The following is a 22693-nucleotide window of genomic DNA, read 5'->3' on the forward strand; positions in this document are numbered from 1 at the left end:
TGAACGGGGAGCCTGTCGGCTGCAAGGCGCAGGATTGTAGCGCAGTGCGGCCCGGGCGCCCAATCCACCCATGCTACCGGCCCTCTTCTGGCCTGTCGGAAAAGGCGACAGGCTGCGCGGGTACGACGACAGGCGTGCCTTCGGCGGGCGGCGGGCTCTATAATGCTCGGCAGATTCAAAGTCCCGGTACAGGTATCCCAGATGAAACGTCCAAGTGGTCGCGCCGCCGATCAGCTCCGCTCGATCCGCATTACCCGCAACTACACCAAGCACGCCGAGGGATCGGTACTGGTCGAGTTCGGTGACACCAAGGTCATCTGCACGGTCAGCGTCGAGAATGGTGTTCCCCGCTTCCTCAAAGGTCAGGGCCAAGGCTGGCTCACCGCCGAATACGGCATGCTGCCGCGTTCGACCGGCGAGCGTAACCAGCGCGAGGCCAGCCGCGGCAAGCAAGGTGGCCGCACCCTCGAAATCCAGCGCCTGATCGGCCGCTCCCTGCGCGCCGCGCTGGACATGAGCAAGCTCGGCGACATCACCCTGTACGTCGACTGCGACGTGATCCAGGCCGACGGCGGCACCCGCACCGCCTCGATCACCGGCGCCATGGTCGCCCTGTGCGACGCCCTGGCGGTGATCAAGAAGCGTGGTGGCCTCAAGGGCGGCAACCCGCTCAAGCACATGATCGCCGCAGTGTCGGTGGGCATGTATCAGGGCGAGGCCGTGCTCGACCTCGACTACCTCGAGGACTCCGCCGCCGAGACCGACCTGAACGTGGTCATGACCAGCGCCGGTGGCTTCATCGAAGTGCAGGGCACCGCCGAGGGCGCGCCGTTCCAGCCTGAAGACTTCAACGCCATGCTGGCGCTGGCGCAGAAGGGCATGACCGAGATCTTCGAACTGCAGCAGGCCGCGCTGGCCGACTGACGACACGCCAGGAAGGTGCTGAACATGAGCGATGTGGACTTGCCGATCACCCCGCCCAGCGCCGAGGTCCGGCAGTGGGCGATGTTCTGTCACCTGTCCGCGCTGCTGGGCCTGGTGATGCCCCTTGGGCATCTGCTTGGCCCGCTGGTGCTGTGGCACCTCAAGCGCGAGCAGGATCCGTTCATCGATGCCCAGGGCAAGGAGGCGCTGAACTTCCAGATCAGCGTGACCCTCGCCGGGTTCTTCTGCTTCCTGCTGATGTTCGTGGTCATCGGCATCGTGCTGTTCGCCGCGCTGATGGTGGCGGTGCTGATCCTGATCATCCTGGCGGCGGTCAGGGCCAACGAAGGGAAGCCGTATCGCTATCCCTGGATCTGGCGACCGATCAGATAGGCACAAAAAAGCCGACCCCATGGGTCGGCTTTTTTCTGCGCGCCATCCTCAGATGGTCAGCGTCCAGTCGTAGTCCACGATCAGCGGCGCATGCTGGGAGAAACGCGGCTGGCGTGGCAGACGGGCGTTGCGCACGAAGCGGCGCAGGCCTGGGGTGAGGATCTGGTAGTCGAACCGGTACCCCAGGTTGAGCATCTCGGCCTGCTCGTTGTCTGGCCACCAGCTGTACTGGTCGCCTTCACGGCTGACTTCGCGCAGGGCGTCGACATAGCCCATATCGCCGACGATGGCGTCCATCCAGGCGCGTTCCGGCGGCAGGAAGCCGACCGACTGCTGGCTGTCGCGCCAGTTCTTGATATCGAGCTTCTGCTGCGCCACGTAGAACGAGCCGCAGTAGATGTATTCGCGACGCTTGCGACGCTGCTTGTCCAGGTACTTGGCGAAGTCGTCCATCAACTTGAACTTCTGGTTCAAGTCTTCGTCGCCGTGCATGCCCGAAGGCAGCAGCAGGCTGGCAATACTGACTTTGTCGAAATCTGCTTGCAGATAACGCCCGTAGCGGTCGGCTGTCTCGAAGCCCAGGCCGGTGATGACTGCCTTGGGCTGCATGCGCGAGTACAGTGCCACGCCACCTTGGGTGGGCACCTCCGCGTCGCAGGCGTAAAGGAAATAGCCATCGAGCTGGAAAGCTGGGTCGTCGAGTTCAAAGGCCGAGGCGCGGGTATCCTGAAGGCAGATGACGTCGGCATTCTGGGCTTGCAGCCAGCTGAGCAATCCACGCTCGGCCGCAGCCTGAATGCCATTTACGTTCACACTGATGATCCGCATAAATGGCCCCAAAAATCTCGTGCGTGTATGATACCCGAGCTCAACACATTTAGCTAAATCCGTGGTGTCCGGGACCTTTCATGCAGCCGTATCAGCGCGACTTCATCCGTTTTGCCATCGATCGCGGCGTTCTGCGCTTCGGTGAGTTCACCCTGAAATCGGGGCGTACCAGCCCGTACTTCTTCAATGCCGGCCTGTTCAACACAGGTTCCGCGCTGGCCCAGCTGGGGCGTTGCTACGCGGCGGCCATCGTCGACAGCAAGATCCCCTTCGACGTGCTGTTCGGCCCGGCCTACAAGGGCATTCCCCTGGCGGCGGCCACCGCCGTGGCCCTGGCCGAACAGCACCAGCTCGACGTGCCGTGGTGTTTCAACCGCAAAGAGGCCAAGGATCACGGCGAGGGCGGCAGCCTGGTCGGCGCCCCGCTGGCCGGTGACGTGCTGATCATCGACGACGTGATCACCGCCGGCACCGCGATCCGCGAGGTCATGCAGATCATCAATGCCCAGCAGGCCAAGGCCGCCGGCGTGCTGATCGCGCTGAACCGCGAAGAACGCGGCAATGGCGAGCTGTCGGCGATCCAGGAAGTCGAGCGCGACTTCGGTATCCCGGTGGTCAGCATCGTCTCGCTGACCCAGGTGCTGGAATTCCTGGCTGACGATCCGCAGCTCAAGCAGCACCTGCCGGCGGTCGAGGCGTACCGCGCTCAGTACGGCATCTGAGACGTTGGCAGCATGAAAAAGGCGACCTGATGGTCGCCTTTTTCATGTCCGCGTTTCAGCGGCTGTTAGGGTAAGGGTCGTGCACCGCGTCGCCCTGACCGCTGAGGATCTTCCAGCCGCGCAGCGGATGGGTCATGGGCTTGAAGTGGGGGCAGGGGGGGCAGTGAGGTCTTGCTCTGGTTGGAATACTTGTGGCCGCAATCCGCGCAGGCATAGGTGCCAGCGGAAACGTCGCTGCCATATTTGACCAGGTTTTTTTGCGTCATGGATGAATCTCCTTGTAGGGAGATTCCATGCTAGTAGCGATTCTTGGGCGGCGGTTGTAGTAACGGTCTCGCTTTGGTGTGGGAAATTTCCCGGCAGAAAGCAAGCGCGCCTCTGATCGAGGCGCGCTTGTGCATCAGCGCTGCTTGCGGTTGGTGATCAGGGTGCCCACGCCGCTGTCGGTGAAGATCTCCAGCAGCACGGCATTCGGCACGCGACCGTCGATGATGTGCGAGCTGTTGACGCCGCCCTGGACTGCGTCCAGCGCGCATTTGATCTTCGGCAGCATGCCGCCGTAGATGGTGCCGTCAGCGATCAGTTCGTTGACCTGCTCGGTGGTCAGCCCGGTGAGTACCTCGCCCTGCTTGTCCATCAGGCCGGCGATGTTGGTCAGCAGCATCAGCTTCTCGGCCTTCAGCGCCTCGGCCACCTTGCCCGCCACCAGGTCGGCGTTGATGTTGTAGGACTCGCCGTTGGCGCCCACGCCGATCGGCGCGATCACCGGAATGAAGTCACCCTTGACCAGCATGTTCAGCAGGTCGGTGTTGACGCTCACGACCTCGCCGACATGGCCAATGTCGATGATTTCCGGGGTGGTCATCTCCGGGGTCTGGCGGGTGACGGTCAGCTTCTTGGCGCGGATCAGTTCCGCGTCCTTGCCGGTCAGGCCGATGGCGCTGCCACCGTGGCGGTTGATCAGGTTGACGATGTCCTTGTTCACCTGGCCGCCCAGGACCATCTCCACCACGTCCATGGTCGCCGCGTCGGTGACACGCATGCCGTCGATGAAGTGGCTGTCGATCGACAGGCGCTTGAGCAGGTCGCCGATCTGCGGCCCGCCACCGTGCACCACCACCGGGTTGATGCCCACGGCCTTCATCAGCACGATGTCACGGGCGAAGCCGGTCTTGAGCTCCTCGCTCTCCATCGCGTTGCCGCCGTACTTGATCACCAGGGTCTTGCCGACGAAGCGGCGGATGTAAGGCAGTGCTTCGGACAAAACCTCGGCTACATGGGAAGCGGCATCGCGATCGAGGGTCATGCAGGGCTCCAGGTAAGGAACGTAAAGTCGTCAGAACGGCAGTTGCAGGCCGGGTTGGACCCGCAGCAACTGCGTGCGGAATACAGCCTTGATTCGGTCGAGCTCTGCCGCGCTGTCGGCCTCGAAGCGCAGCACCAGCACCGGCGTGGTGTTGGAGGCGCGGACCAGGCCCCAGCCGTGGGGGTAGTCGACCCGCACACCGTCGATGGTGGTCAGGTTGGCTTCGCCCCAGTCGGCGTCGCGTTGCAGTGCATCAATGATGCTGAATTTACCCTCGTCGGTCACATCAATGTTGATTTCCGGCGTGGAAATATCATTGGGGAATGCGGCGAACAGGCTTTCGGCGTCCTGCCCGGCCTTGCTGAGGATCTCCAGCAGGCGCGCGGCGCTGTAGATGCCGTCGTCGAAACCGTACCAGCGTTCCTTGATGAAGATGTGTCCGCTCATCTCGCCGGCCAGCAGCGAGCCGGTCTGTTTCATCTTCTTCTTGATCAGCGAGTGGCCGGTCTTCCACATCAGCGCACGGCCACCGTGCTGCTCGATCAGCGGGGTCAGGCGGCGGGTGCACTTGACGTCGAAGATGATCTCGGCGCCCGGGTTGCGCGACAGCACGTCCTGGGCGAACAGCATCAGCAGGCGGTCGGGGTAGACGATGCTGCCGGTGTTGGTCACCACGCCGACGCGGTCGCCGTCGCCGTCGAAGGCCAGGCCGATGTCGGCACCGGTCTCCTTCACCTTGGCGATCAGGTCTTCCAGGTTCTCGGGCTTGCCCGGGTCCGGGTGGTGGTTGGGGAAGTTGCCGTCGACCTCGCAGAACAGCGGGATGACGTCGCAGCCCAGGGCCTCGATCAGTTGCGGGGCGACCACGCCGGCGGCGCCGTTGCCGCAGTCGACCACCACCTTCAGGCGCTTGGCCAGCTTGACGTCGGCGGTGATTTGCTGGAAGTAGCGGTCGAGGATCTCGACCTTTTCCACACGGCCTTCGCCGCGGGTGAGGTCGTTGGTCTTCAGGCGCGTCAGCAGGGCCTGGATCTGTTCGTTGGCCAGGGTGTCACCGGCGATGACGATCTTGAAACCGTTGTAGTCCGACGGGTTGTGGCTGCCGGTGAGCATCACCCCCGACTTGCCGGCCAGCACGTTGGCCGCGTAGTACAGCGCCGGGGTCGGCACCAGGCCGACATCGCTGACTTGGCAACCGGCGTCGGCCAGGCCCTTGATCAGTTGCTCGACCAGCATCGGGCCGGACAGGCGGCCATCACGGCCGACCGAAATCTGTGGCTCGCCCTGGGCGAGGGTCTGGGCGCCGATGGCGCGACCGATCCAGTAGGCGGTCTCGGCATGCAGGGTCTTGCCGACCACGCCGCGGATGTCATAGGCGCGGAAGATGCTGTCGGGCAGTGCGGGGACCAGCTGGGCCATGTCGTTCATCTCTGGGGACTCCATAAGTCAAAGGCTTCTGGGCAAGCGCAAACTGAACGCTTGGACGGCGGTTTCGCCAGAGAGTTCGCCATCCATGGCCCGAGCGGTCTGCTGTCGGCTCAGCGGGTGCCGGAGTGACCGAAGCCGCCGGCACCGCGCTGGGTTTCGTCGAACTGCTCGACGATGTCGAAGTGCGCCTGCACCACTGGCACCAGGATCAACTGGGCGATGCGCTCGCCGACGGTGATGGTGAACGGGGTGTTGCCGCGGTTCCAGCAGGAGACCATCAGCTCGCCCTGGTAGTCCGAGTCGATCAGGCCGACCAGGTTGCCCAGCACGATGCCGTGCTTATGGCCCAAGCCCGAGCGCGGCAGGATCATGGCCGCCAGGCCCGGGTCGCCGATGTACACCGACAGACCGGTGGGAATCAGCAGGGTCTGGCCCGGCTCAAGGACGGTGTCCTCCTTGAGCAGGGCGCGCAGGTCCAGGCCGGCGGAACCGGGAGTGGCGTACTGCGGCAGGGGGAATTCGGTGCCCAGGCGTGGGTCGAGGATCTTGGCTTGAAGAGCGTGCATGTAACTTATTGAACCTGGTTGAGCCGTTCGGCGATGAAGGCAACCAGCTGGCGGGCGATCTTGCCCTTACTGGTCTGCGCGAAGAGGGTCTGGTGCTGCTGGCGGTCGATCACGGTCAGGGCGTTCTCCTCGCTGTTGAAGCCGATGCTGGGGTTGGCCACATCATTGGCGACGATCAGGTCGAGGTTCTTGTCCTTGAGCTTGCGCGTGGCGTAGTCGAGCAGGTGTTCGGTCTCGGCGGCGAAGCCCACGCTGAACGGGCGATCAGGCCGGCCGGCAATGGTCGCAAGGATATCGGGATTGCGCACCATCTGCAGCAGCATGCCGTCGCCTGTGGTGGGATCCTTCTTGAGCTTCTGTGGGGCGACGACTTCCGGGCGGTAGTCCGCGACTGCGGCCGAGGCGATGAACAGGTCGCAGGGCATGGCCGCCTCGCAGGCCGCGAGCATGTCCCGCGCGCTGACCACGTCGATGCGGCTGACCCGGTCGGGCGTCTGCAGGTGCACGGGGCCGGTGACGAGGGTCACCCGAGCACCGGCTTCGGCGGCGGCCTCGGCCAGGGCGAAGCCCATCTTCCCTGAACTATGGTTGGTGATGTAGCGCACCGGGTCGATGTTCTCTTGGGTCGGCCCGGCGGTAATCAGCACGTGCTTGCCGGTCAGGGCCTGGCGCTTGAAGCTCTCGGCGGCGCACCAGGCCAGGTCCGTGGCCTCGAGCATGCGGCCCAGGCCGACGTCGCCACAGGCCTGGCTGCCGGAGGCCGGGCCGAACACCTGGATGCCGCGACTTTTGAGCAGCTCGAGGTTGGCCTGGGTGGCCGGGTCGCGCCACATGGCCTGGTTCATCGCCGGGGCGACGGCCACGGTGGCGTCGGTGGCCAGCACCAGGGTGGTCAGCAGGTCGTCGGCCATGCCCTGGGCCATGCGCGCCATCAGGTCGGCGGTGGCCGGGGCGATCAGCACCAGGTCGGCCCATTTGGCCAGCTCGATATGGCCCATGGCTGCTTCGGCGGCGGGGTCGAGCAGGTCCATGTGCACCGGGTGGCCGGACAGCGCCTGCAGCGTGAGCGGGGTGATGAACTCGGCGCCACCACGGGTCATGACCACGCGCACTTGCGCGCCGTGTTCCAGGAGTCGGCGAATCAGCTCGGCGCTCTTGTAGGCGGCGATGCCGCCACCCACGCCGAGAACGATGCGCTTGCGATACAACCGCTGCATAGGCCTTGCCTTATTCCAGTGAAAGCGGGTGGCGACGATAGCTGCCTGCGGCAGATCGTCGCATTTTCGAAGCGAACTAGATTAACACAGCGCCCAAATGGGCCGTAGTGGCAGGCGAGGAGGGGAAATGAACATCAGGGAGTGGCCGGCTGAGGAGCGGCCGAGGGAAAAGCTGTTGCAGCGGGGGGCGGGAAGCCTTTCCGATGCTGAGCTAAAAAGCTGGCAGTATTTCTCGGTTCCGGGGTGAAAGGGCGCAACGTATTGGAGCTGGCGCGTGGGCTGTTGATGAAGTTCGGCAGCTTGCGTCAGGTGCTCGAAGCAGATCGGCAGGCGTTTCTTGGCGAGCTGGGACTGGGACCTGTCAGGTACAGCCAGTTGCAGGCCTTATTGGAAATCGGGCGCCGGAACCTGGCGATGTCCATCGAGCGCGAGTCGGTCATGGACAGCCCGCTGGCTGTGCGGCGTTACCTGAAGGCGATGCTGCGGCACGAGGCCAGCGAAGTCTTCGGTTGTCTGTTCCTGGACACTAAGCACAGGCCGTTGGCGTTCGAGATCCTGTTCCGCGGCACGATCGATCGGGCGAGCATCTATCCGCGGGAAGTGGTACGGCGGGCGCTGCTGCACAACGCGGCGGCACTGATCCTCTGTCATAACCATCCGTCGGGCAATTGCGAGCCGAGCCAGGATGACGTGCATCTGACGCTGATGCTCAAACGCTCGCTGGCGCTGATCGATGTGCGGGTGATGGACCATGTCATCGTCGGCGATGGCGAGCCGTTGTCGATGCTCGAGCATGGGTGGTTGGCAGGTTAGTCATCGCGGGGCAAGCCCGCTCCCACGAGCCCTTGTCGATTCGTGGGAGCGGGCTTGCCCCGCGATGCGGCCTCAACGGCTGACGGAGACCTTGCTGAAATCCTGCCGCCCAAACGGACTCACCTGATAACCCTCGACCCCTTTGTGCAGCAGCGCCGCCGCCGTCGGATGGGCCAGCGGCAGCCACAGCGCCTGCTGCTGGATCAGCGTCTGCGCCTGCTGGTACAGGCGGCTGCGCACGCTCTGGTCGTTGGTGGTGCGCCCGGCATTGATCAACTGGTCCAGGCGGCTGTCGCAGAAGCGCGCGAAGTTGGTCCCGGACTTGACCGCTGCGCAGGCAAACTGCGGGCTGAGGAAGTTGTCCGGGTCGCCGTTGTCGCCGGCCCAGCCCATGAACAGCAGGTCATGCTCGCCGGCCTTGGCGCGGCGGATCAGCTCGCCCCATTCGATGGTGCGGATCTCGGCCTTGATGCCGACCTTGGCCAGGTCCGCCTGGAGCATCTGCGCACCGAGGCTGGGGTTGGGATTGAGCAGGCTGCCCGCCGGGCGGGTCCAGATCGTGGTTTCGAAGCCCTTGGCCAGGCCGGCCTTGGCCAGCAGCGCCTTGGCCTTCTTCTGGTCCAGGGCATAGCCGGGCAGGTCCTTGGCGTAGCTCCAGGTGTTCGGCGGATAGGGGCCGTTGGCGGCGGTGGCGGTGTCTTCGAACACCGCCTTTAGGTAGGCGGCCTTGTCGAAGGCCAGATTGATCGCCTGGCGTACCTCGGGTTTGTCCAGCGGCGGGTGCTGGCTGTTGATGGCAACGAAGGCGGTCATGAACGCCGGCGTGGTCACCACCTTCAGGTTGCCGTCCTTGCCGGCTTCGGCGATGTCCAGTGGCTTGGGCGACAGGGCCACCTGGCACTCGCCGCGCTTGAGCTTCTGCAGGCGCACATTGGCGTCCGGGGTGATGGCGTAGATCAGCGGGTCGACGGACGGCTTGCCGGCGAAGTAGTCGGGGTTGGCGCGGTAGCGCACCACGGCGTCCTTCTGGAAGCGCTGGAAGACGAACGGCCCGGTACCCACCGGCTGGCTGTTGAGCTTGTCCGGGGTGCCGGCCTTGAGCAGCTTGTCGGCGTACTCGGCGGAGTAGATCGAGGCGAAGCCCATGCTCAGGGTGGCCAGGAAGGTGGCGTCGGCGTGGGTCAGGGTGAAGCGCACGGTGTGCGGGTCGGGTGCGTCGATCGCCTTGATCAGGCTGCCCAGCTGCAGCGACTGGGCGTGCGGGTAGCCCCCTGGGGCGGTCTTGTGCCAGGCGTGGGCTGGGTAGAGCATGCGCTGGAAGCTGAACAGCACGTCGTCGGCGTCCAGCTCGCGGCTCGGCTTGAAGTATGGCGTGGTGTGGAACTGCACGCCCTGGCGCAGCTTGAAGTCGTAGATCAGGCCATCGGCCGACACCGTCCAGCTTTCGGCCAGGCTCGGCACCACCTTGCCGAGGCCGGCGTCGAACTCGACCAGGCGGTTCATCAGCACATCGGCCGAAGCATTGGTGGTGGTCAGCGAGTTGTACTGCACCACGTCGAAGCCCTCCGGGCTGGCTTCGGTGCACACCGATAGCGGTGCGGCCTGGGCCAGGCCGGCGGCGCACAGGGTGGTGAACAGGAGGGATAGGGCGGCGGCACGCATGGTGACTCCTTGGCTGGTCGGTGGCCCATCTGCCGGTGCAGTCTGGAAAATTCAGGAAATGTCCTACCCTAGTGCGGACATGGGCAAATGACCACACCCTTTCGCATTAATTCGGCGACGGGCGGTCGACAGCTTCCCGCCCCAGTCGTTATGCTGCCCGGGCGCGCTCGGCCCGACCGGAATACTCATCTTCTGTTGTTGTGGCAGAGTCTTTCTGGTATAAAGCAGCGCTCTTTTCTAGGGGCTCGGCCTGTCGCGTCAGCGGATACGGTCGATAAGACCTCCAGAATCACGGCGCCTGGCGCCAAAGACTGAGAGATTAAGCGGCCAACCCATGCCGGGTTGGGCATGTGGTTTTAGAGGGCTGAGTCATGTCGAGAGTCTGTCAAGTTACTGGTAAGGGTCCAGTAACCGGGAACAACATTTCCCACGCAAACAACAAAACCCGTCGTCGTTTCCTGCCGAACCTGCAGCACCACCGTTTCTGGGTTGAATCCGAGAAGCGTTTCGTGCGTCTGCGCGTATCCGCCAAAGGCATGCGCGTCATTGACAAGCGTGGTATCGACGTAGTGCTGGCCGAGCTGCGTGCTCGCGGCGAAAAGTTCTAAGGAGAACGTCATGCGTGAATTGATCCGTCTGGTTTCGAGTGCCGGCACCGGCCACTTCTACACCACCGACAAGAACAAGCGCACCACTCCGGACAAGATCGAGATCAAGAAATACGATCCGGTCGTCCGCAAGCACGTGGTGTACAAGGAAGCCAAGATCAAGTAATTGATCGGCGACCTGAAAAACCCGCTACCGAAAGGTGGCGGGTTTTTTTTATGTCTGCGAATCGGCAGTCGCGGGGCTAGCCTGCTCCCACAAGGTTACTTTTGCTCGAACAGCACATAGATCTTGCGGCAGGGCTCCAGCACTTCCCAGGTGCCCTTGAAGCCGGCCGGGATGACGAACCGATCACCGGCACGCAGGGTCTTGGCGTTGCCTTCCTGGTCGCGCAGCACCGACACGCCCTGGACGATCTCGCAGTACTCGTGTTCGGTATAGCTCACCGTCCACTGGCCCACCTCGCCCTCCCAGACGCCGGCGGCGAACTGGCCGCAAGGGCTGGAATAGTGGTTGTAGACAGCCTGGTCAGGCTCGCCCTTGAGGATTTTCTCCGCCGCCGGGCGGTAGCGTTCGGCCTCGGTGAGAACCTGGGCAAAGTCGACGATACTGGCGATGCTCATGGTGATTACCCTGTTGTTGTTTAATAAAATGCACATCAGTAGGCGTTTAGGCCATTCGTGTCAAATATATTGATAGTTTGTCCGCCCTGGTTTAGGGTGTCGGATGCCGGTGTGCGTTCGTCGCCCGGCCAGAATTTCTGACAGCGCCCGTGAGTCCTCAGTGCGGCGTTGCACCTTAACAAGAGAGGAGTTTCCTATGACCACCCTGACTCGTGCGGACTGGGAACAGCGTGCCCAGCAACTGAAGATCGAAGGCCGCGCCTTCATCAACGGCGAATACACCGATGCCGCATCCGGTGAAACCTTCGACTGCCTGAGCCCGGTGGACGGACGCTTCCTGGCCAAGGTCGCCAGCTGCGACCTGGCCGACGCCAACCGCGCCGTCGACAACGCCCGCGCCGTGTTCGAATCCGGCGTCTGGTCGCGCCTGGCCCCGGCCAAGCGCAAGGCCAAGCTGATCCGCTTCGCCGACCTGCTGCGCAAGCACGTCGAGGAACTGGCCCTGCTCGAAACCCTCGACATGGGCAAGCCGATCGGTGACTCCTCCTCCATCGACATTCCGGGCGCGGCCCAGGCCATCCACTGGACTGCCGAAGCCATCGACAAAGTCTACGACGAAGTCGCCCCGACCCCGCACGATCAGTTGGGCCTGGTGACCCGCGAGCCAGTAGGCGTGGTCGGTGCCATCGTACCGTGGAACTTCCCGCTGCTGATGGCCTGCTGGAAGCTGGGCCCGGCCCTGGCCACCGGTAACTCCATCGTCCTGAAACCGTCGGAAAAGTCGCCGCTGACCGCCATCCGCATCGCCCAGCTGGCCATCGAGGCCGGTATCCCGGCGGGCGTGCTGAACGTGCTGCCAGGCTACGGCCACACCGTGGGCAAGGCCCTGGCCCTGCACATGGACGTCGACACCCTGGTGTTCACCGGCTCCACCAAGATCGCCAAGCAACTGATGGTCTACGCGGGCGAGTCGAACATGAAGCGCGTGTGGCTGGAAGCCGGCGGCAAGAGCCCGAACATCGTCTTCGCCGACGCCCCTGACCTGCAGGCCGCCGCCGAGGCCGCCGCCAGCGCCATCGCCTTCAACCAGGGCGAGGTCTGCACCGCGGGTTCGCGCCTGCTGGTCGAGCGTTCGATCAAGGACAAGTTCCTGCCCATGGTGGTCGAGGCCCTCAAGGCCTGGAAGCCGGGCAACCCGCTGGATCCGGCGACCACCGTCGGCGCGCTGGTCGACACCCAGCAGATGAACACCGTGCTGTCGTACATCGACGCCGGTCACCAGGACGGCGCCAAGCTGCTGGCCGGTGGCAAGCGCATCCTCGAAGAGACCGGTGGCACCTATGTCGAGCCGACCATCTTCGACGGCGTGACCAACGCCATGAAGATCGCCAAGGAAGAGATCTTCGGCCCGGTGCTGTCGGTGATCACCTTCGACACCGCCGAGGAAGCCATCGCCATCGCCAATGACACGCCGTATGGCCTGGCCGCCGGCATCTGGACCGCGGACATCTCCAAGGCCCACAAGACTGCCCGCGCCGTGCGCGCCGGCAGCGTCTGGGTCAACCAGTACGACGGCGGCGACATGACCGCGCCGTTCGGCGGCTTCAAGCAGTCTGGCAACGGCCGTGACAAGTCGCTGCACGCCCTGGAGAAGTACACCGAGCTGAAGGCGACCTGGATCAAGCTGTAATCAGGTAGCGCCTTTTCGCGGGGCAAGCCCGCTCCCACGTCAGTCGTGGGAGCGGGCTTGCCCCGCGATGCTTTTTGCCAGATTCATTACCCGGAGGCCACTATGCGTTGGGGAACCTACTTTGCCGTGCTGGCGTCGGTGCTCAGTGTCGGGCTCGCGCTCGGCGTGAGCATGCCGCTGGTGTCCTTGCGCCTGGAGGGCTGGGGCTACGGCGGGTTCGCCATCGGCGTGATGGCGGCGATGCCGGCGTTGGGCGTGCTGGTGGGGGCCGCGGTAGCCAGCCGCCTGGCCGGTTGGGTCGGCGTGCCTGCGGCCATGCGCCTGTGCTTGTGGGGCGGCGCGGTATCCATTGCTCTGGTGGCGCTGCTGCCCAGCTACCCCTTGTGGCTGCTGCTGCGCCTGATGATCGGCATGTCGCTGACCGTGGTGTTCATCCTCGGCGAAAGCTGGATCAACCAATTAGTGGTCGAGCAGTGGCGCGGGCGGCTGGTGGCGCTATATGGCAGCAGCTATGCCCTGAGCCAGCTGGCCGGGCCGCTGGTGCTGGGCTTCCTCGGCTCGGACGACGACTTCGGTTTCTGGGCCGCGACCGGCCTGCTGCTGGTTGCGCCTTTGATTTTGCTGGGCCGGGGAGGGGCGCCGACCACAGAGGCGTGCAGCGTGACCTTCAGCGACCTGTTCGGCTTCTGCCGACGCCTGCCGGTGATCGCCTGGGCCATTGCGCTGTTCGCGGCGTTCGAGGCGATGATCCTGACGTTGCTGCCGGTGTACTGCCTGCAGCAAGGGTTCACCACGGAGGTGGCGTTGTTCATGGTCAGCACAGTGGTGGTGGGCGATGCGGTGCTGCAATTGCCGATTGGTGCCCTGGCCGATCGCATGTCGCGGCGCACGCTGTTCAGTGGCTGCGCGCTGACCTTGCTGGTTTCCAGCCTGGCGATCCCCTTGCTGTTGCACACACCGGTGATCTGGCCGCTGTGGGTGTTGTTCGGTGCCAGTGCGGGTGGCTTGTTCACCCTGTCGCTGGTGCTGATCGGCGAGCGCTACCGGGATGATGAACTGGTGCGCGCCAATGCCCATGTGGCGCAGCTGTGGGGCATCGGTTGCCTGCTTGGGCCGTTGCTGGCCGGGGCGGGGAGCCAGTGGATCAGCGGGCACGCGCTGCCGTTGCTGATGGCGGTGGGGGCGGCGGGGTTGGTGCTGCTGACCCGGCGGCGGGATGCCTTCGAGCCGGCGTCGGCCTGACCGATAGCAATCGCGGGGCAAGCCCGCTCCCACGACCGGCGTGGGAGCGGGCTTGCCCCGCGATGCGTTCTACAACATCTTCTCCAGCCCGACCGCCTTGCTGATCCAGGCATTGAAGCGTCGCCATATCCCTCCGGGCTCGGTCACCAGCACATGCCGCTGGCCGTTGTCCTCGGTCGCCCAGACCAGTTTCCCGTCCACCAGCTTCACCTCGTAGCTCAGCGCCGGCGCCATGCCCTGCACGGCCAGGTCGCGGGTGTATTCGGCCAGCTCCGGGCTGTCCACCAGCACCCCGACCTCGGTGTTCCACAGCACCGAGCGCGGGTCGAAGTTGAACGAACCGATGAAGGTCTTGCGCCGGTCGAACACCATGGCCTTGCTGTGCAGGCTCGAATCGGAGCTGCCATGCAAGCCCAGGCGTGGCCGAGGGGCGCCGGGCTGGCGACGCAGCTCGTACAGTTGCACGCCATGCTCGAGCAGGGCACGGCGGTAGGGCGCGTAGCCACCGTGCACGGCCGGTACGTCGGTGGCTTCGAGGGCGTTGGTCAGCAGCTTGACCGAGGTTCCGGCGTCGGCGCGGCTGGTCAGGTACAGCAGCCCCGGTTCCCCCGGAACGAAGTAGGCCGAGACCAGGATCAATTCCTTGTGCACACCGTTCAGCTCCGGGGCCAATTGCCGACTCATCAGCAATCGTGGATCCGGCTCGTCGTCCGCCAGCACCTTGCTTGGGGCATCCCACAAGGCTTGGCTGTGGGCCCAGATCAGCTCGTTGCGCCATACGTCCAGGCGCGGCTGCGACTGGTAGGCCATCAGGCGGTCGTACAGCGCCTTGCGCTCGACCCGCGCCTCGGCCAGCGACACCTCCAGGCGCTGGCGGCTGGCGAACAGGTCGTCGGCATCGGGCTGGCGCCAGAGGAAATCGCCGATGGGGCGGCTCAGGGCGCTGTTCCAGTACTGGTCGAAACTGTGGCCGAGCTGCTCGGCTACCGGGCCCACGCCCAGCAGGTCGATGTCGGTGAAGTTGAGGTTGGGCTCGGCATCGAAGTACTCGTCGCCCAGGTTGCGACCGCCGACGATGGCCATGCTGTTGTCCACCAGGAACAGCTTGTTGTGCATCCGCCGGTGCTGGCGCGACAGGTTGAACAGCCGCCCCACGGCGCGGGTGACGCCGGTGCTGCGCCCCAGGTGCAGCGGGTTGAACACGCGGATGTGAATGTTCGGGTGGGCGGCGAGGGTGCCCATCAGGTTGTCCAGGCCATCGCTGGTGGTGTCGTCGAGCAGGATGCGCACGCGTACGCCGCGGTCGGCGGCGCGCAGCAGTTCGTGGACCAGGGCGCGGGTACTGAGGCCGTCGTGGACGATGTAGTACTGCAGGTCGATGCTTGTCCGGGCGTTGCGGATCAGCTCGGCGCGGGCGCGGAACGCCTCGTTGCTGTTGGGCAGCAGGCGAAAGCCCGAACGCCCCTCGTAGGGCACGGCCTGGCGCTGTACCGAGCGGCCGAACGCCGAATCGCCGGCCGGCAGGGCCTGGCTGACTTCACGGGGCGTACCGACGCTGGCACAGCCCGTCAGGCCGAGCAGCAGCACCAACAGCAGAGGCAAGGCTCGCTGGAGTCTCAAGGGTGGATCGTCCTGTGCAGCAAGGGCTTATGGGGTTGGACAACGGCAGGCGGCGCAACGTTACCCGTCGCCGTGCTCGGCCTCCAGTAGACGAAGGGCGGTTTCACCGACCTTGCGCACGGCGGCTTCGATCTGCGCCGTGGGCCGGGCGGCGAAGTTCATGCGCAGGCAGTTGCGGTACTTGCCCGAGGCCGAGAAGATGCTGCCCACGGCAATCTGCACGCCCTGCTCCAGTAAAGCGCGGTTCAGGCGCAGCGTATCGAAACTTTCCGGCAATTCAACCCACAGCATAAAGCCACCTTGCGGGCGGCTGGCGCGGGTGCCCGGCGGGAAGTGGCGGGTCACCCAGTCGCACATCTGGTCGCGGCCGCGCTGGTACTGGCTGCGCATGCGCCGCAGGTGCGGCTGGTAGTGGCCTTCGGCGATGAAGTCGGCAATCGCCAGCTGCGGTTGGCAGGCGGTGCTGCCGGTGCTGATGTACTTCATGTGCAGCACCCGCTCCAGGTAGCGCCCGGGGGCTACCCAGCCGACCCGCAGGCCCGGGGCCAGGGTCTTGGAGAACGAACTGCAGAGCAGCACGCGGCCATCGTCGTCGAACGACTTGATGGTGCGCGGGCGTGGGTAGGTGTACGCCAGATCGCCATACACATCGTCCTCGAGGATCGCCACGTCGTAGCGCTGGGCGAGGGTCAGCAGGGCCTTCTTGCGTGCCTCGGGCATGATGTAGCCCATCGGGTTGTTGCAGCTGGGGGTGATCTGGATGAGCTTGATCGGCCACTGTTCAAGGGCCAGCTCCAGGGCCTCCAGGCTGATGCCGGTGATCGGGTCGGTGGGGATCTCCAGGGCTTTCATGCCCAGGCCCTTCAGTGTCTGCATGGCGCCGTGGAAGCTGGGCGAATCGACCGCGACGATGTCGCCGGGCTGGCACACCGCGCGAATGCTGCACGACAGCGCCTCGTGGCAGCCGGTGGTCACCACCAGGTCGGCCGGGCCCAGGCGGCAGCCGGAGTCGAGCATCAGCCGGGCGATCTGCTCGCGCAGCTGGGCGTTGCCGTGGATGTTGTCGTAGTACAGGCCGGGCATGTCCATGCGCCGGCTGATCTGCGCCAGGCTGCGCAGCAGTGGCTTGAGCGTGGGGCTGTCGACGTCGGGCATGCCGCGACCGAGCTGGATCACATCCGGGCGCGGGGTGGCGCGGACCAGCTCCAGCACCTGTTCCCACTGGGAGATATCCACAGGCCGCTGGGCGGGGCGACTGATGTCGGGCAGGGCGGGGAGCTGGCGATCCTCGGCGACGAAATAGCCGGACTTGGGCCGAGGCGATACCAGGCCGTTGTCCTCCAGCAGGCGGTAGGCCTGCTGTACGGTGCTCAGGCTGACACCGTGCTCGACGCTCAGGGCGCGCACCGAAGGCAGGCGCTGGCCGGGGCGGTAGAGGCCTTGCTCGATACGCGAGCCGAGCAGTTCGGCGAGGTTGAGGTAGAGCGTCACGGCATACTCCTACGCGTTTGCGGGTCGATGACCGATACAGATTGTTGGAAAATACTTCATTCAACTGACTTCTCGCCAATTCTGTATGGGAATAATAAGCCTCTGTTGAGTCTGTATTGTCGAGGGCACGAGCGCGCATGCTTTCTCCACGGTATCAACTGATGGGAGAACGCAGTGATGGGTGGCTTGAGCGATGTGCGCTTGCAACTGTTGCCTGGTGAACTCGAGGCCGGGCAGCGGCCCAAGGTCTTCAATGCGCCGGCCGGCCTGAGTCGTTGGGGCCTGATGCTGCATCGCTGGCGGACCCGAAGGGCGCTGTTGCAACTGGATGATCGGCAGTTGCGCGATATCGGACTGACCTGGGAACAGGCGCGACAGGAAGGGCGTAAACCCTTCTGGAAGGATTGAGCCGGATTTCTGGTTACTGTTGAAATCGCTGGGGCCGCTTTGCGGCCCTATCGCGACACAAGGCCGCTCCCACAGAGGGCTTGCTTCAGACTGGTATCAGACCAGTTCCTTGAGCCGATACCAGAGCATCCCCAGTGCCAGCAGCGGCGAGCGCAGCAGCTTGCCGCCGGGGAAGGTGGTGTGCGGCACCTTGGCGAACAGATCGAAACGACCAGCCTGCTGGCCGCTGATGGCCTCGCCGAGCAGACGCCCGGCCAGGTGGGTGGCGTTGAGCCCATGGCCGGAATAGGCCTGGGCGTAATAGACGTTGGGCTGGCTGGCCAGGCGGCCGATCTGTGGCAGGCGGTTGGCGCCGATGCCGATCATGCCGCCCCATTGGTAGTCGATGCGCACATCGGCCAGTTGCGGGAATACCTTGAGCATCTTTGGCCGCATGTAGGCGGCGATGTCCTGCGGGTCGCGTCCGGAGTAGTGGCAGGCGCCGCCGAACAGCAGACGCTGGTCGGCGGACAGGCGATAGTAGTCCAGCGCCACGCGCTGGTCGCACACCGCCATGTTCTGCGGCAGCAGTTGGCGGGCGCGTTCTTCGCCCAGGGGTTCGGTGGCGATGATGTAGCTGCCGGCGGGCAGCACCTTGCCGCCCAGTTCGCGGTTGAGGTCGTTGTGGTAGGCGTTGCAGCACAGCACCAGGGTCTTGGCGCGCACCCGGCCCTGGGCGGTGTGTACCTTCACCTCGGGGCCATACTCGATGCGGGTCACTTCAGACTGCTCGTACAGGCCGACGCCCAGGCGGCTGGCCACGGCGGCTTCGCCGAGTGCCAGGTTGAGCGGGTGCAGGTGGCCCGAACCCATGTCGACCAGGCCACCGACATAGCGGTCGGAACCCACCACCGAGTGCATGTCGCCAGGCTGCACCAGGCGCAGTTCGTGGCGATAGCCCAGGCGGCGCAGTTCCTCGGCGTCCTCGGCGAAGCCTTCCAGTTCGGCGGGCTTGTTGGCCAGGTCGCAGTAGCCCCAGGTCAGGTCGCAGTCGATGCCATTGCGCTCGACGCGGTCGCGGACGATCTCCACGGCCTCCAGGCCCATCAGCTTCAGGCTGCGAACACCTTCTTCACCGATCACCGGGAGAAACTGCTCGAGGCCGTGGCCGACGCCACGGATAAGCTGGCCGCCGTTGCGGCCGCTGGCGCCCCAGCCGAGCTTGCGGGCTTCCAGGAGGATCACCGAGAAACCGCGCTCGGCCAGTTCGATGGCAGTGTTCAGGCCCGAGTAGCCGCCGCCGACGATGCATACGTCGGCGCTGTGCTCGCCTTGCAGGAATGGGTGGTCTGGGTGTGGCGCGCTGCTGGCGGCGTAGTAGGAGGCGGCGTGCTGCGCGCTGTGGACCATGGGGCGATTCCTGGGTTGAGACGAAAGGGGGAGGATAGGCAGCTGGCCTCTCGCGGGGCAAGTCGCATCGGCGCTCCGCGATTGGGCTTATAATCCCGCCACATTCATCGCTCTGTCTTCGGTCATGTCCTGCAACCGCCACAAGATCCACTTCCTGCGCGAACTCATTCCCTCGTTCGAGTGCGAGCCCGGCTGCCATGACTGCTGCGGCCCGGTCACCACGTCCGCCGAGGAGATGGCCCGCCTGCCGCGCAAGACCCAGGCCGAGCAGAACGCCGCCCTGGAGCGCCTGGACTGTGTGCACCTGGGCCCGAACGGCTGCACGGTCTACGAAGAACGCCCAATGATCTGCCGTCTGTTCGGCACCACCCCGCGCCTGGCCTGCCCCCGTGGCCGAGGGCCGGCGCAGCCTATCGAGCCTGCGGCCGAGCAACTGGTCCACCAGTTCATCGCAACGACCCGTCAGGTGCTGGTCTGAAGCCTCAGTCCGGGATCGGCAGGCACAGGCTCTCTTTCACTTCTTCCATCACGATGTAGCTCTTCGACTCGCGTACATGGGGCAGCTTGAGCAGGATGTCGCCGAGCAGCTTGCGGTACGAGGCCATCTCCGAGATCCGCGCCTTCACCAGGTAGTCGAAGTCGCCCGACACCAGGTGGCATTCCAGCACATGGGGCAGCTTGAGCACGGCGCGGCGGAACTCCTCGAAGGTGTCGCCGGACTTGTAGTCCAGGCTGATCTCGACGAACACCAGCAGGCTGCCCTTCAGGTGCTGCGGATTGAGCCGGGCGTTGTAGCCCATGATGATCCCCTCGCGCTCCAGGCGCCGCACGCGCTCGGTGCAAGGGGTGGTGGACAGCCCGACCTTCTCGCCCAGTTCGGTGAAGGAAATACGCCCGTCATTCTGCAGGATCCGCAGGATGTTGCGGTCGATCTTGTCCAGTTCACGTTTGCTCTGGTGCTGGGTTCTCATAGGGGATGCCCCTCCGTGAAAGGCGATTTTGCCGAGAATTCTCGCCAAATATAGCTGCTTATATAGTGAATAGCACTGGTCGGAGATTCATATACTGCGCGCATCCATGCCATTTCAACAAAAGACTGCGGCGAGCCGCGTGCGAGGGATACAACAATGCGAGTTCTGGTACTTGGTAGCGGTGTGATCGGTACCGCCAGTGCCTACTATCTGGCCCGGCAAGGTTTCGAGGTCACGGTGGTCGATCGCCAGCCGGCGGTGGCCATGGAGACCAGCTTCGCCAACGCAGGCCAGATCTCGCCCGGTTATGCCTCGCCCTGGGCCGCCCCGGGCGTGCCGCTCAAGGCCATCAAGTGGCTGCTGGAGCGTCACGCGCCCCTGGCCATCAAGCTGACCGGCGACGTCGACCAGTACCTGTGGATGGCGCAGATGCTGCGCAACTGCACCGCCAGCCGCTACGCGGTGAACAAGGAGCGCATGGTGCGCCTGTCCGAGTACAGCCGTGACTGCCTCGACGAGCTGCGCGCCGAAACCGGCATTGCCTACGAAAACCGCAGCCTGGGCACCACCCAGCTGTTCCGCACCCAGGCCCAGGTCGACGCCGCGGCCAAGGACATCGCCGTGCTGGAGCAGTCCGGCGTGCCCTACGAGCTGCTCGACCGCGACGGCATCGCCCGCGTCGAACCGGCCCTGGCCGGGGTGAAGGATATCCTCGCCGGTGCCCTGCGCCTGCCCAACGACCAGACCGGCGACTGCCAGCTGTTCACCACCAAGCTCGCCGACATGGCCATCAAGCTGGGCGTCGAGTTCCGCTTCGGCCAGGACATCCAGCGCCTGGACGTCGCCGGCGACCGCATCAACGGCGTGTGGATCGACGGCAAGCTGGAAACCGCCGACCGCTACGTGCTGGCCCTGGGCAGCTACTCGCCGCAACTGCTCAAGCCGCTGGGCATCAAGGCCCCGGTCTACCCGCTGAAGGGCTACTCGCTGACCGTGCCGATCACCAATGGCGACATGGCGCCGACTTCGACCATCCTGGACGAGACCTACAAGGTCGCCATCACCCGTTTCGACGACCGCATCCGTGTCGGCGGCATGGCCGAGATCGCCGGTTTTGACCTGTCGCTGAACCCGCGTCGACGCGAAACGCTGGAGATGATCGTCAACGACCTTTATCCTCGCGGCGGCGACCTGAGCCAGGCGAGCTTCTGGACCGGCCTGCGCCCGGCCACCCCGGATGGCACCCCGATCGTCGGTGCGACCAAGTTCCGTAACCTGTTCCTCAACACCGGTCACGGCACCCTGGGCTGGACCATGGCCTGCGGTTCCGGTCGCCTGCTGGCGGACCTGATCGCGCGCAAGAAGCCGCAGATCAGTGCCGAAGGCCTGGACATCTCGCGTTATGGCAACAGCCGCGAGATCGCCAAGCATGGCCAGCCGGCGCCTGCGCACCAGTAAGCGGGCGCCTGCGCCGGCCCTTTCGCGGGTAAACCCGCTCCCACAGGTTTTGTGCAGTCCCCTGTGGGAGCGGTTTTACCCGCGAAAAAGCCCACACCGATTCACCTGTTCCCTCACCCCGGCGCGGTGGGTACCTACCCCATCTGCCGCGCCGGGGCTTTATCGATAACCAGAACTGCCAGAAGGCTGCCGCCATGCGTCCCGCCCGTGCCCTGATCGACCTCCAAGCCCTCCGTCACAACTACCGCCTGGCCCGTGAGCTGACCGGCGCCAAGGCCCTGGCCGTGGTCAAGGCCGACGCCTACGGTCATGGCGCGGTGCGTTGCGCCCTGGCGCTCGAGACCGAGGCCGACGGTTTCGCCGTGGCCTGCATCGAGGAAGCCCTGGAGCTGCGCGCGGCGGGCATCAAGGCACCGGTGCTGCTGCTCGAAGGCTTTTTCGAGGCCAGCGAGCTGGTGCTGATCGCCGAGCACGACCTGTGGTGCGTGGTGCATTCGCTGTGGCAGCTGGAAGCGCTCGAGCAGACCTCGGTGCGCAAGCCGCTGACCATCTGGCTGAAGATGGACACCGGCATGCACCGCGTCGGCGTGCACCCCAAGGATTACCACGACGCCTACCAGCGCCTGCTGGCCAGTGGCAAGGTGTCGCGCATCGTGCTGATGAGCCACTTCGCCCGCGCCGACGAACTCGATGCCGCCGCCACCGAGCAGCAGGTCGCCGTGTTCGAGGCCGCGCGCCAGGGCCTGGCCGCCGAGTGCAGCCTGCGCAACTCCCCGGCGGTGCTGGGTTGGCCGAGCATCAAGAGCGACTGGGTGCGCCCGGGCATCATGCTCTATGGCGCCACGCCGTTCGAGGTGGCGCAGGCCGAAGCGGCCCGCCTGCAACCGGTGATGACCCTGCAATCGCGGATCATCAGCGTGCGCGAGCTGCCGGCCGGCGAGCCGGTGGGCTACGGCGCCAAGTTCGTCAGCCCGCGCCCGACCCGCGTCGGCGTGGTCGCCATGGGCTATGCCGACGGTTACCCACGCCAGGCGCCCACCGGTACCCCGGTGGTGGTGGCCGGCAAACGCACCCAGCTGATCGGCCGAGTGTCGATGGACATGCTCTGCGTCGACCTCACCGAGGTGCCCGAGGCCACTGTCGGCAGCCCGGTGGAGCTGTGGGGCAAGCAGGTCCTGGCGAGCGATGTGGCGCTGCAGGCAGGGACCATTCCGTACCAGATCTTCTGCAATCTCAAACGCGTGCCACTGGACTATATCGGCGAATAAGGCGCTGAAGCGGACAGGCTGCGGGGCTGTGTGTTGTAAATACTGAACGGCATTGCCATCATATCGTT

General features: G+C 65.0%; 21 protein-coding genes and 3 pseudogenes. 12 read left to right on the plus strand and 12 right to left on the minus strand.

Going from position 1 to position 22693, the window contains the following annotated elements; translation table 11 throughout:
• Window positions 1-201 precede the first annotated feature (201 nt).
• Window positions 202-924, plus strand: a complete 723-nt coding sequence (rph, locus tag HU735_RS02790) for a ribonuclease PH (RefSeq protein WP_009681991.1) — start codon at window positions 202-204, stop codon at window positions 922-924.
• Window positions 925-948: 24 nt separating this feature from the next.
• Window positions 949-1317, plus strand: a complete 369-nt coding sequence (locus HU735_RS02795) for a DUF4870 domain-containing protein (RefSeq protein WP_186712301.1) — start codon at window positions 949-951, stop codon at window positions 1315-1317.
• 48 nt (window positions 1318-1365) lie between these two features.
• On the opposite strand, the gene HU735_RS02800 is transcribed toward HU735_RS02795, so the two are convergent.
• Window positions 1366-2145 carry an exodeoxyribonuclease III gene (locus HU735_RS02800; protein ID WP_028689942.1) on the minus strand — a complete coding sequence of 260 codons (780 nt, stop codon included), beginning with the start codon at window positions 2143-2145 and terminating at the stop codon, window positions 1366-1368.
• 80 nt (window positions 2146-2225) lie between these two features.
• On the opposite strand from HU735_RS02800, the gene pyrE reads away from it, so the two are divergent.
• Window positions 2226-2867 carry an orotate phosphoribosyltransferase gene (gene pyrE, locus HU735_RS02805; RefSeq protein ID WP_011536401.1) on the plus strand — a complete coding sequence of 214 codons (642 nt, stop codon included), beginning with the start codon at window positions 2226-2228 and terminating at the stop codon, window positions 2865-2867.
• Window positions 2868-2922: 55 nt separating this feature from the next.
• On the opposite strand, the pseudogene HU735_RS26980 reads toward pyrE, so the two are convergent.
• The 5 genes and pseudogenes from HU735_RS26980 to coaBC form a co-directional block, all read right to left on the minus strand.
• Window positions 2923-3133: pseudogene (locus HU735_RS26980) on the minus strand (hypothetical protein).
• Between the two features lie 134 nt (window positions 3134-3267).
• Entirely contained in the window at window positions 3268-4173 is a 906-nt protein-coding gene (gene argB, locus HU735_RS02810) for an acetylglutamate kinase (protein WP_050707527.1), read from the minus strand.
• A gap of 30 nt (window positions 4174-4203) precedes the next feature.
• Window positions 4204-5571: pseudogene (locus tag HU735_RS02815) on the minus strand (phosphomannomutase/phosphoglucomutase); the annotation flags it as partial.
• 140 nt (window positions 5572-5711) lie between these two features.
• Window positions 5712-6167, minus strand: a complete 456-nt coding sequence (gene dut / locus HU735_RS02820) for a dUTP diphosphatase (RefSeq protein WP_050707525.1) — start codon at window positions 6165-6167, stop codon at window positions 5712-5714.
• A gap of 5 nt (window positions 6168-6172) precedes the next feature.
• Window positions 6173-7384: a bifunctional phosphopantothenoylcysteine decarboxylase/phosphopantothenate--cysteine ligase CoaBC gene (coaBC, locus tag HU735_RS02825; RefSeq protein WP_050707524.1), complete on the minus strand. Its 1212-nt coding sequence runs from the start codon at window positions 7382-7384 to the stop codon at window positions 6173-6175.
• 127 nt (window positions 7385-7511) lie between these two features.
• Between coaBC and radC the strand changes: the two are divergent.
• Window positions 7512-8197 (plus strand): annotated as a pseudogene (gene radC / locus HU735_RS02830) (DNA repair protein RadC).
• 72 nt (window positions 8198-8269) lie between these two features.
• Here the strand turns inward: radC and HU735_RS02835 are convergent.
• The gene (locus HU735_RS02835) at window positions 8270-9859 is read right to left on the minus strand and encodes an ABC transporter substrate-binding protein (RefSeq protein ID WP_186712303.1); all 1590 of its coding nucleotides are present in this window, start codon (window positions 9857-9859) and stop codon (window positions 8270-8272) included.
• 371 nt (window positions 9860-10230) lie between these two features.
• On the opposite strand from HU735_RS02835, the gene rpmB reads away from it, so the two are divergent.
• Together rpmB and rpmG are read left to right on the plus strand one after the other, a co-directional pair.
• Window positions 10231-10467, plus strand: a complete 237-nt coding sequence (gene rpmB, locus HU735_RS02840) for a 50S ribosomal protein L28 (protein WP_003258972.1) — start codon at window positions 10231-10233, stop codon at window positions 10465-10467.
• A gap of 10 nt (window positions 10468-10477) precedes the next feature.
• Complete coding sequence (gene rpmG, locus HU735_RS02845) at window positions 10478-10633, plus strand: 50S ribosomal protein L33 (protein WP_003253507.1); 156 nt, start codon at window positions 10478-10480, stop codon at window positions 10631-10633.
• Window positions 10634-10728: 95 nt separating this feature from the next.
• Here the strand turns inward: rpmG and HU735_RS02850 are convergent, their stop codons facing one another.
• Complete coding sequence (locus tag HU735_RS02850) at window positions 10729-11088, minus strand: cupin domain-containing protein (protein WP_050707521.1); 360 nt, start codon at window positions 11086-11088, stop codon at window positions 10729-10731.
• A gap of 196 nt (window positions 11089-11284) precedes the next feature.
• On the opposite strand from HU735_RS02850, the gene HU735_RS02855 reads away from it, so the two are divergent.
• Both HU735_RS02855 and HU735_RS02860 read left to right on the plus strand, forming a co-directional pair.
• Window positions 11285-12778, plus strand: a complete 1494-nt coding sequence (locus tag HU735_RS02855) for an aldehyde dehydrogenase (RefSeq protein ID WP_050707520.1) — start codon at window positions 11285-11287, stop codon at window positions 12776-12778.
• 102 nt (window positions 12779-12880) lie between these two features.
• Window positions 12881-14020, plus strand: a complete 1140-nt coding sequence (locus HU735_RS02860) for an MFS transporter (RefSeq protein WP_186712304.1) — start codon at window positions 12881-12883, stop codon at window positions 14018-14020.
• A gap of 69 nt (window positions 14021-14089) precedes the next feature.
• On the opposite strand, the gene HU735_RS02865 is transcribed toward HU735_RS02860, so the two are convergent.
• Window positions 14090-15640, minus strand: a complete 1551-nt coding sequence (locus HU735_RS02865) for a phospholipase D family protein (RefSeq protein ID WP_186712305.1) — start codon at window positions 15638-15640, stop codon at window positions 14090-14092.
• Between the two features lie 60 nt (window positions 15641-15700).
• Window positions 15701-17131, minus strand: coding sequence for a PLP-dependent aminotransferase family protein (locus tag HU735_RS02870; protein WP_050707517.1), 1431 nt, complete (start codon window positions 17129-17131; stop codon window positions 15701-15703).
• Window positions 17132-17308: 177 nt separating this feature from the next.
• Between HU735_RS02870 and HU735_RS02875 the strand changes: the two genes are divergently transcribed.
• Complete coding sequence (locus HU735_RS02875) at window positions 17309-17539, plus strand: DUF1127 domain-containing protein (protein ID WP_186712306.1); 231 nt, start codon at window positions 17309-17311, stop codon at window positions 17537-17539.
• A gap of 96 nt (window positions 17540-17635) precedes the next feature.
• On the opposite strand, the gene HU735_RS02880 is transcribed toward HU735_RS02875, so the two are convergent.
• Window positions 17636-18928, minus strand: coding sequence for an FAD-binding oxidoreductase (locus HU735_RS02880; RefSeq protein ID WP_186712307.1), 1293 nt, complete (start codon window positions 18926-18928; stop codon window positions 17636-17638).
• A 124-nt stretch (window positions 18929-19052) separates the two neighbouring features.
• Between HU735_RS02880 and HU735_RS02885 the strand changes: the two genes are divergently transcribed.
• Window positions 19053-19406, plus strand: coding sequence for a YkgJ family cysteine cluster protein (locus tag HU735_RS02885; RefSeq protein WP_186712308.1), 354 nt, complete (start codon window positions 19053-19055; stop codon window positions 19404-19406).
• 4 nt (window positions 19407-19410) lie between these two features.
• Here the strand turns inward: HU735_RS02885 and dadR are convergent, their stop codons facing one another.
• Window positions 19411-19899, minus strand: a complete 489-nt coding sequence (dadR, locus tag HU735_RS02890; RefSeq protein ID WP_003258963.1) for a transcriptional regulator DadR — start codon at window positions 19897-19899, stop codon at window positions 19411-19413.
• Window positions 19900-20055: 156 nt separating this feature from the next.
• Between dadR and dadA the strand changes: the two genes are divergently transcribed.
• Together dadA and alr are read left to right on the plus strand one after the other, a co-directional pair.
• Complete coding sequence (gene dadA / locus HU735_RS02895; RefSeq protein WP_050707513.1) at window positions 20056-21357, plus strand: D-amino acid dehydrogenase; 1302 nt, start codon at window positions 20056-20058, stop codon at window positions 21355-21357.
• 194 nt (window positions 21358-21551) lie between these two features.
• Window positions 21552-22625, plus strand: a complete 1074-nt coding sequence (alr, locus tag HU735_RS02900; RefSeq protein WP_186712309.1) for an alanine racemase — start codon at window positions 21552-21554, stop codon at window positions 22623-22625.
• Window positions 22626-22693: the final 68 nt, after the last annotated feature.

Origin of the sequence: Pseudomonas sp. BW16M2, from assembly GCF_014268865.1 — a bacterium.
GTDB lineage: Bacteria > Pseudomonadota > Gammaproteobacteria > Pseudomonadales > Pseudomonadaceae > Aquipseudomonas > Aquipseudomonas peradeniyensis.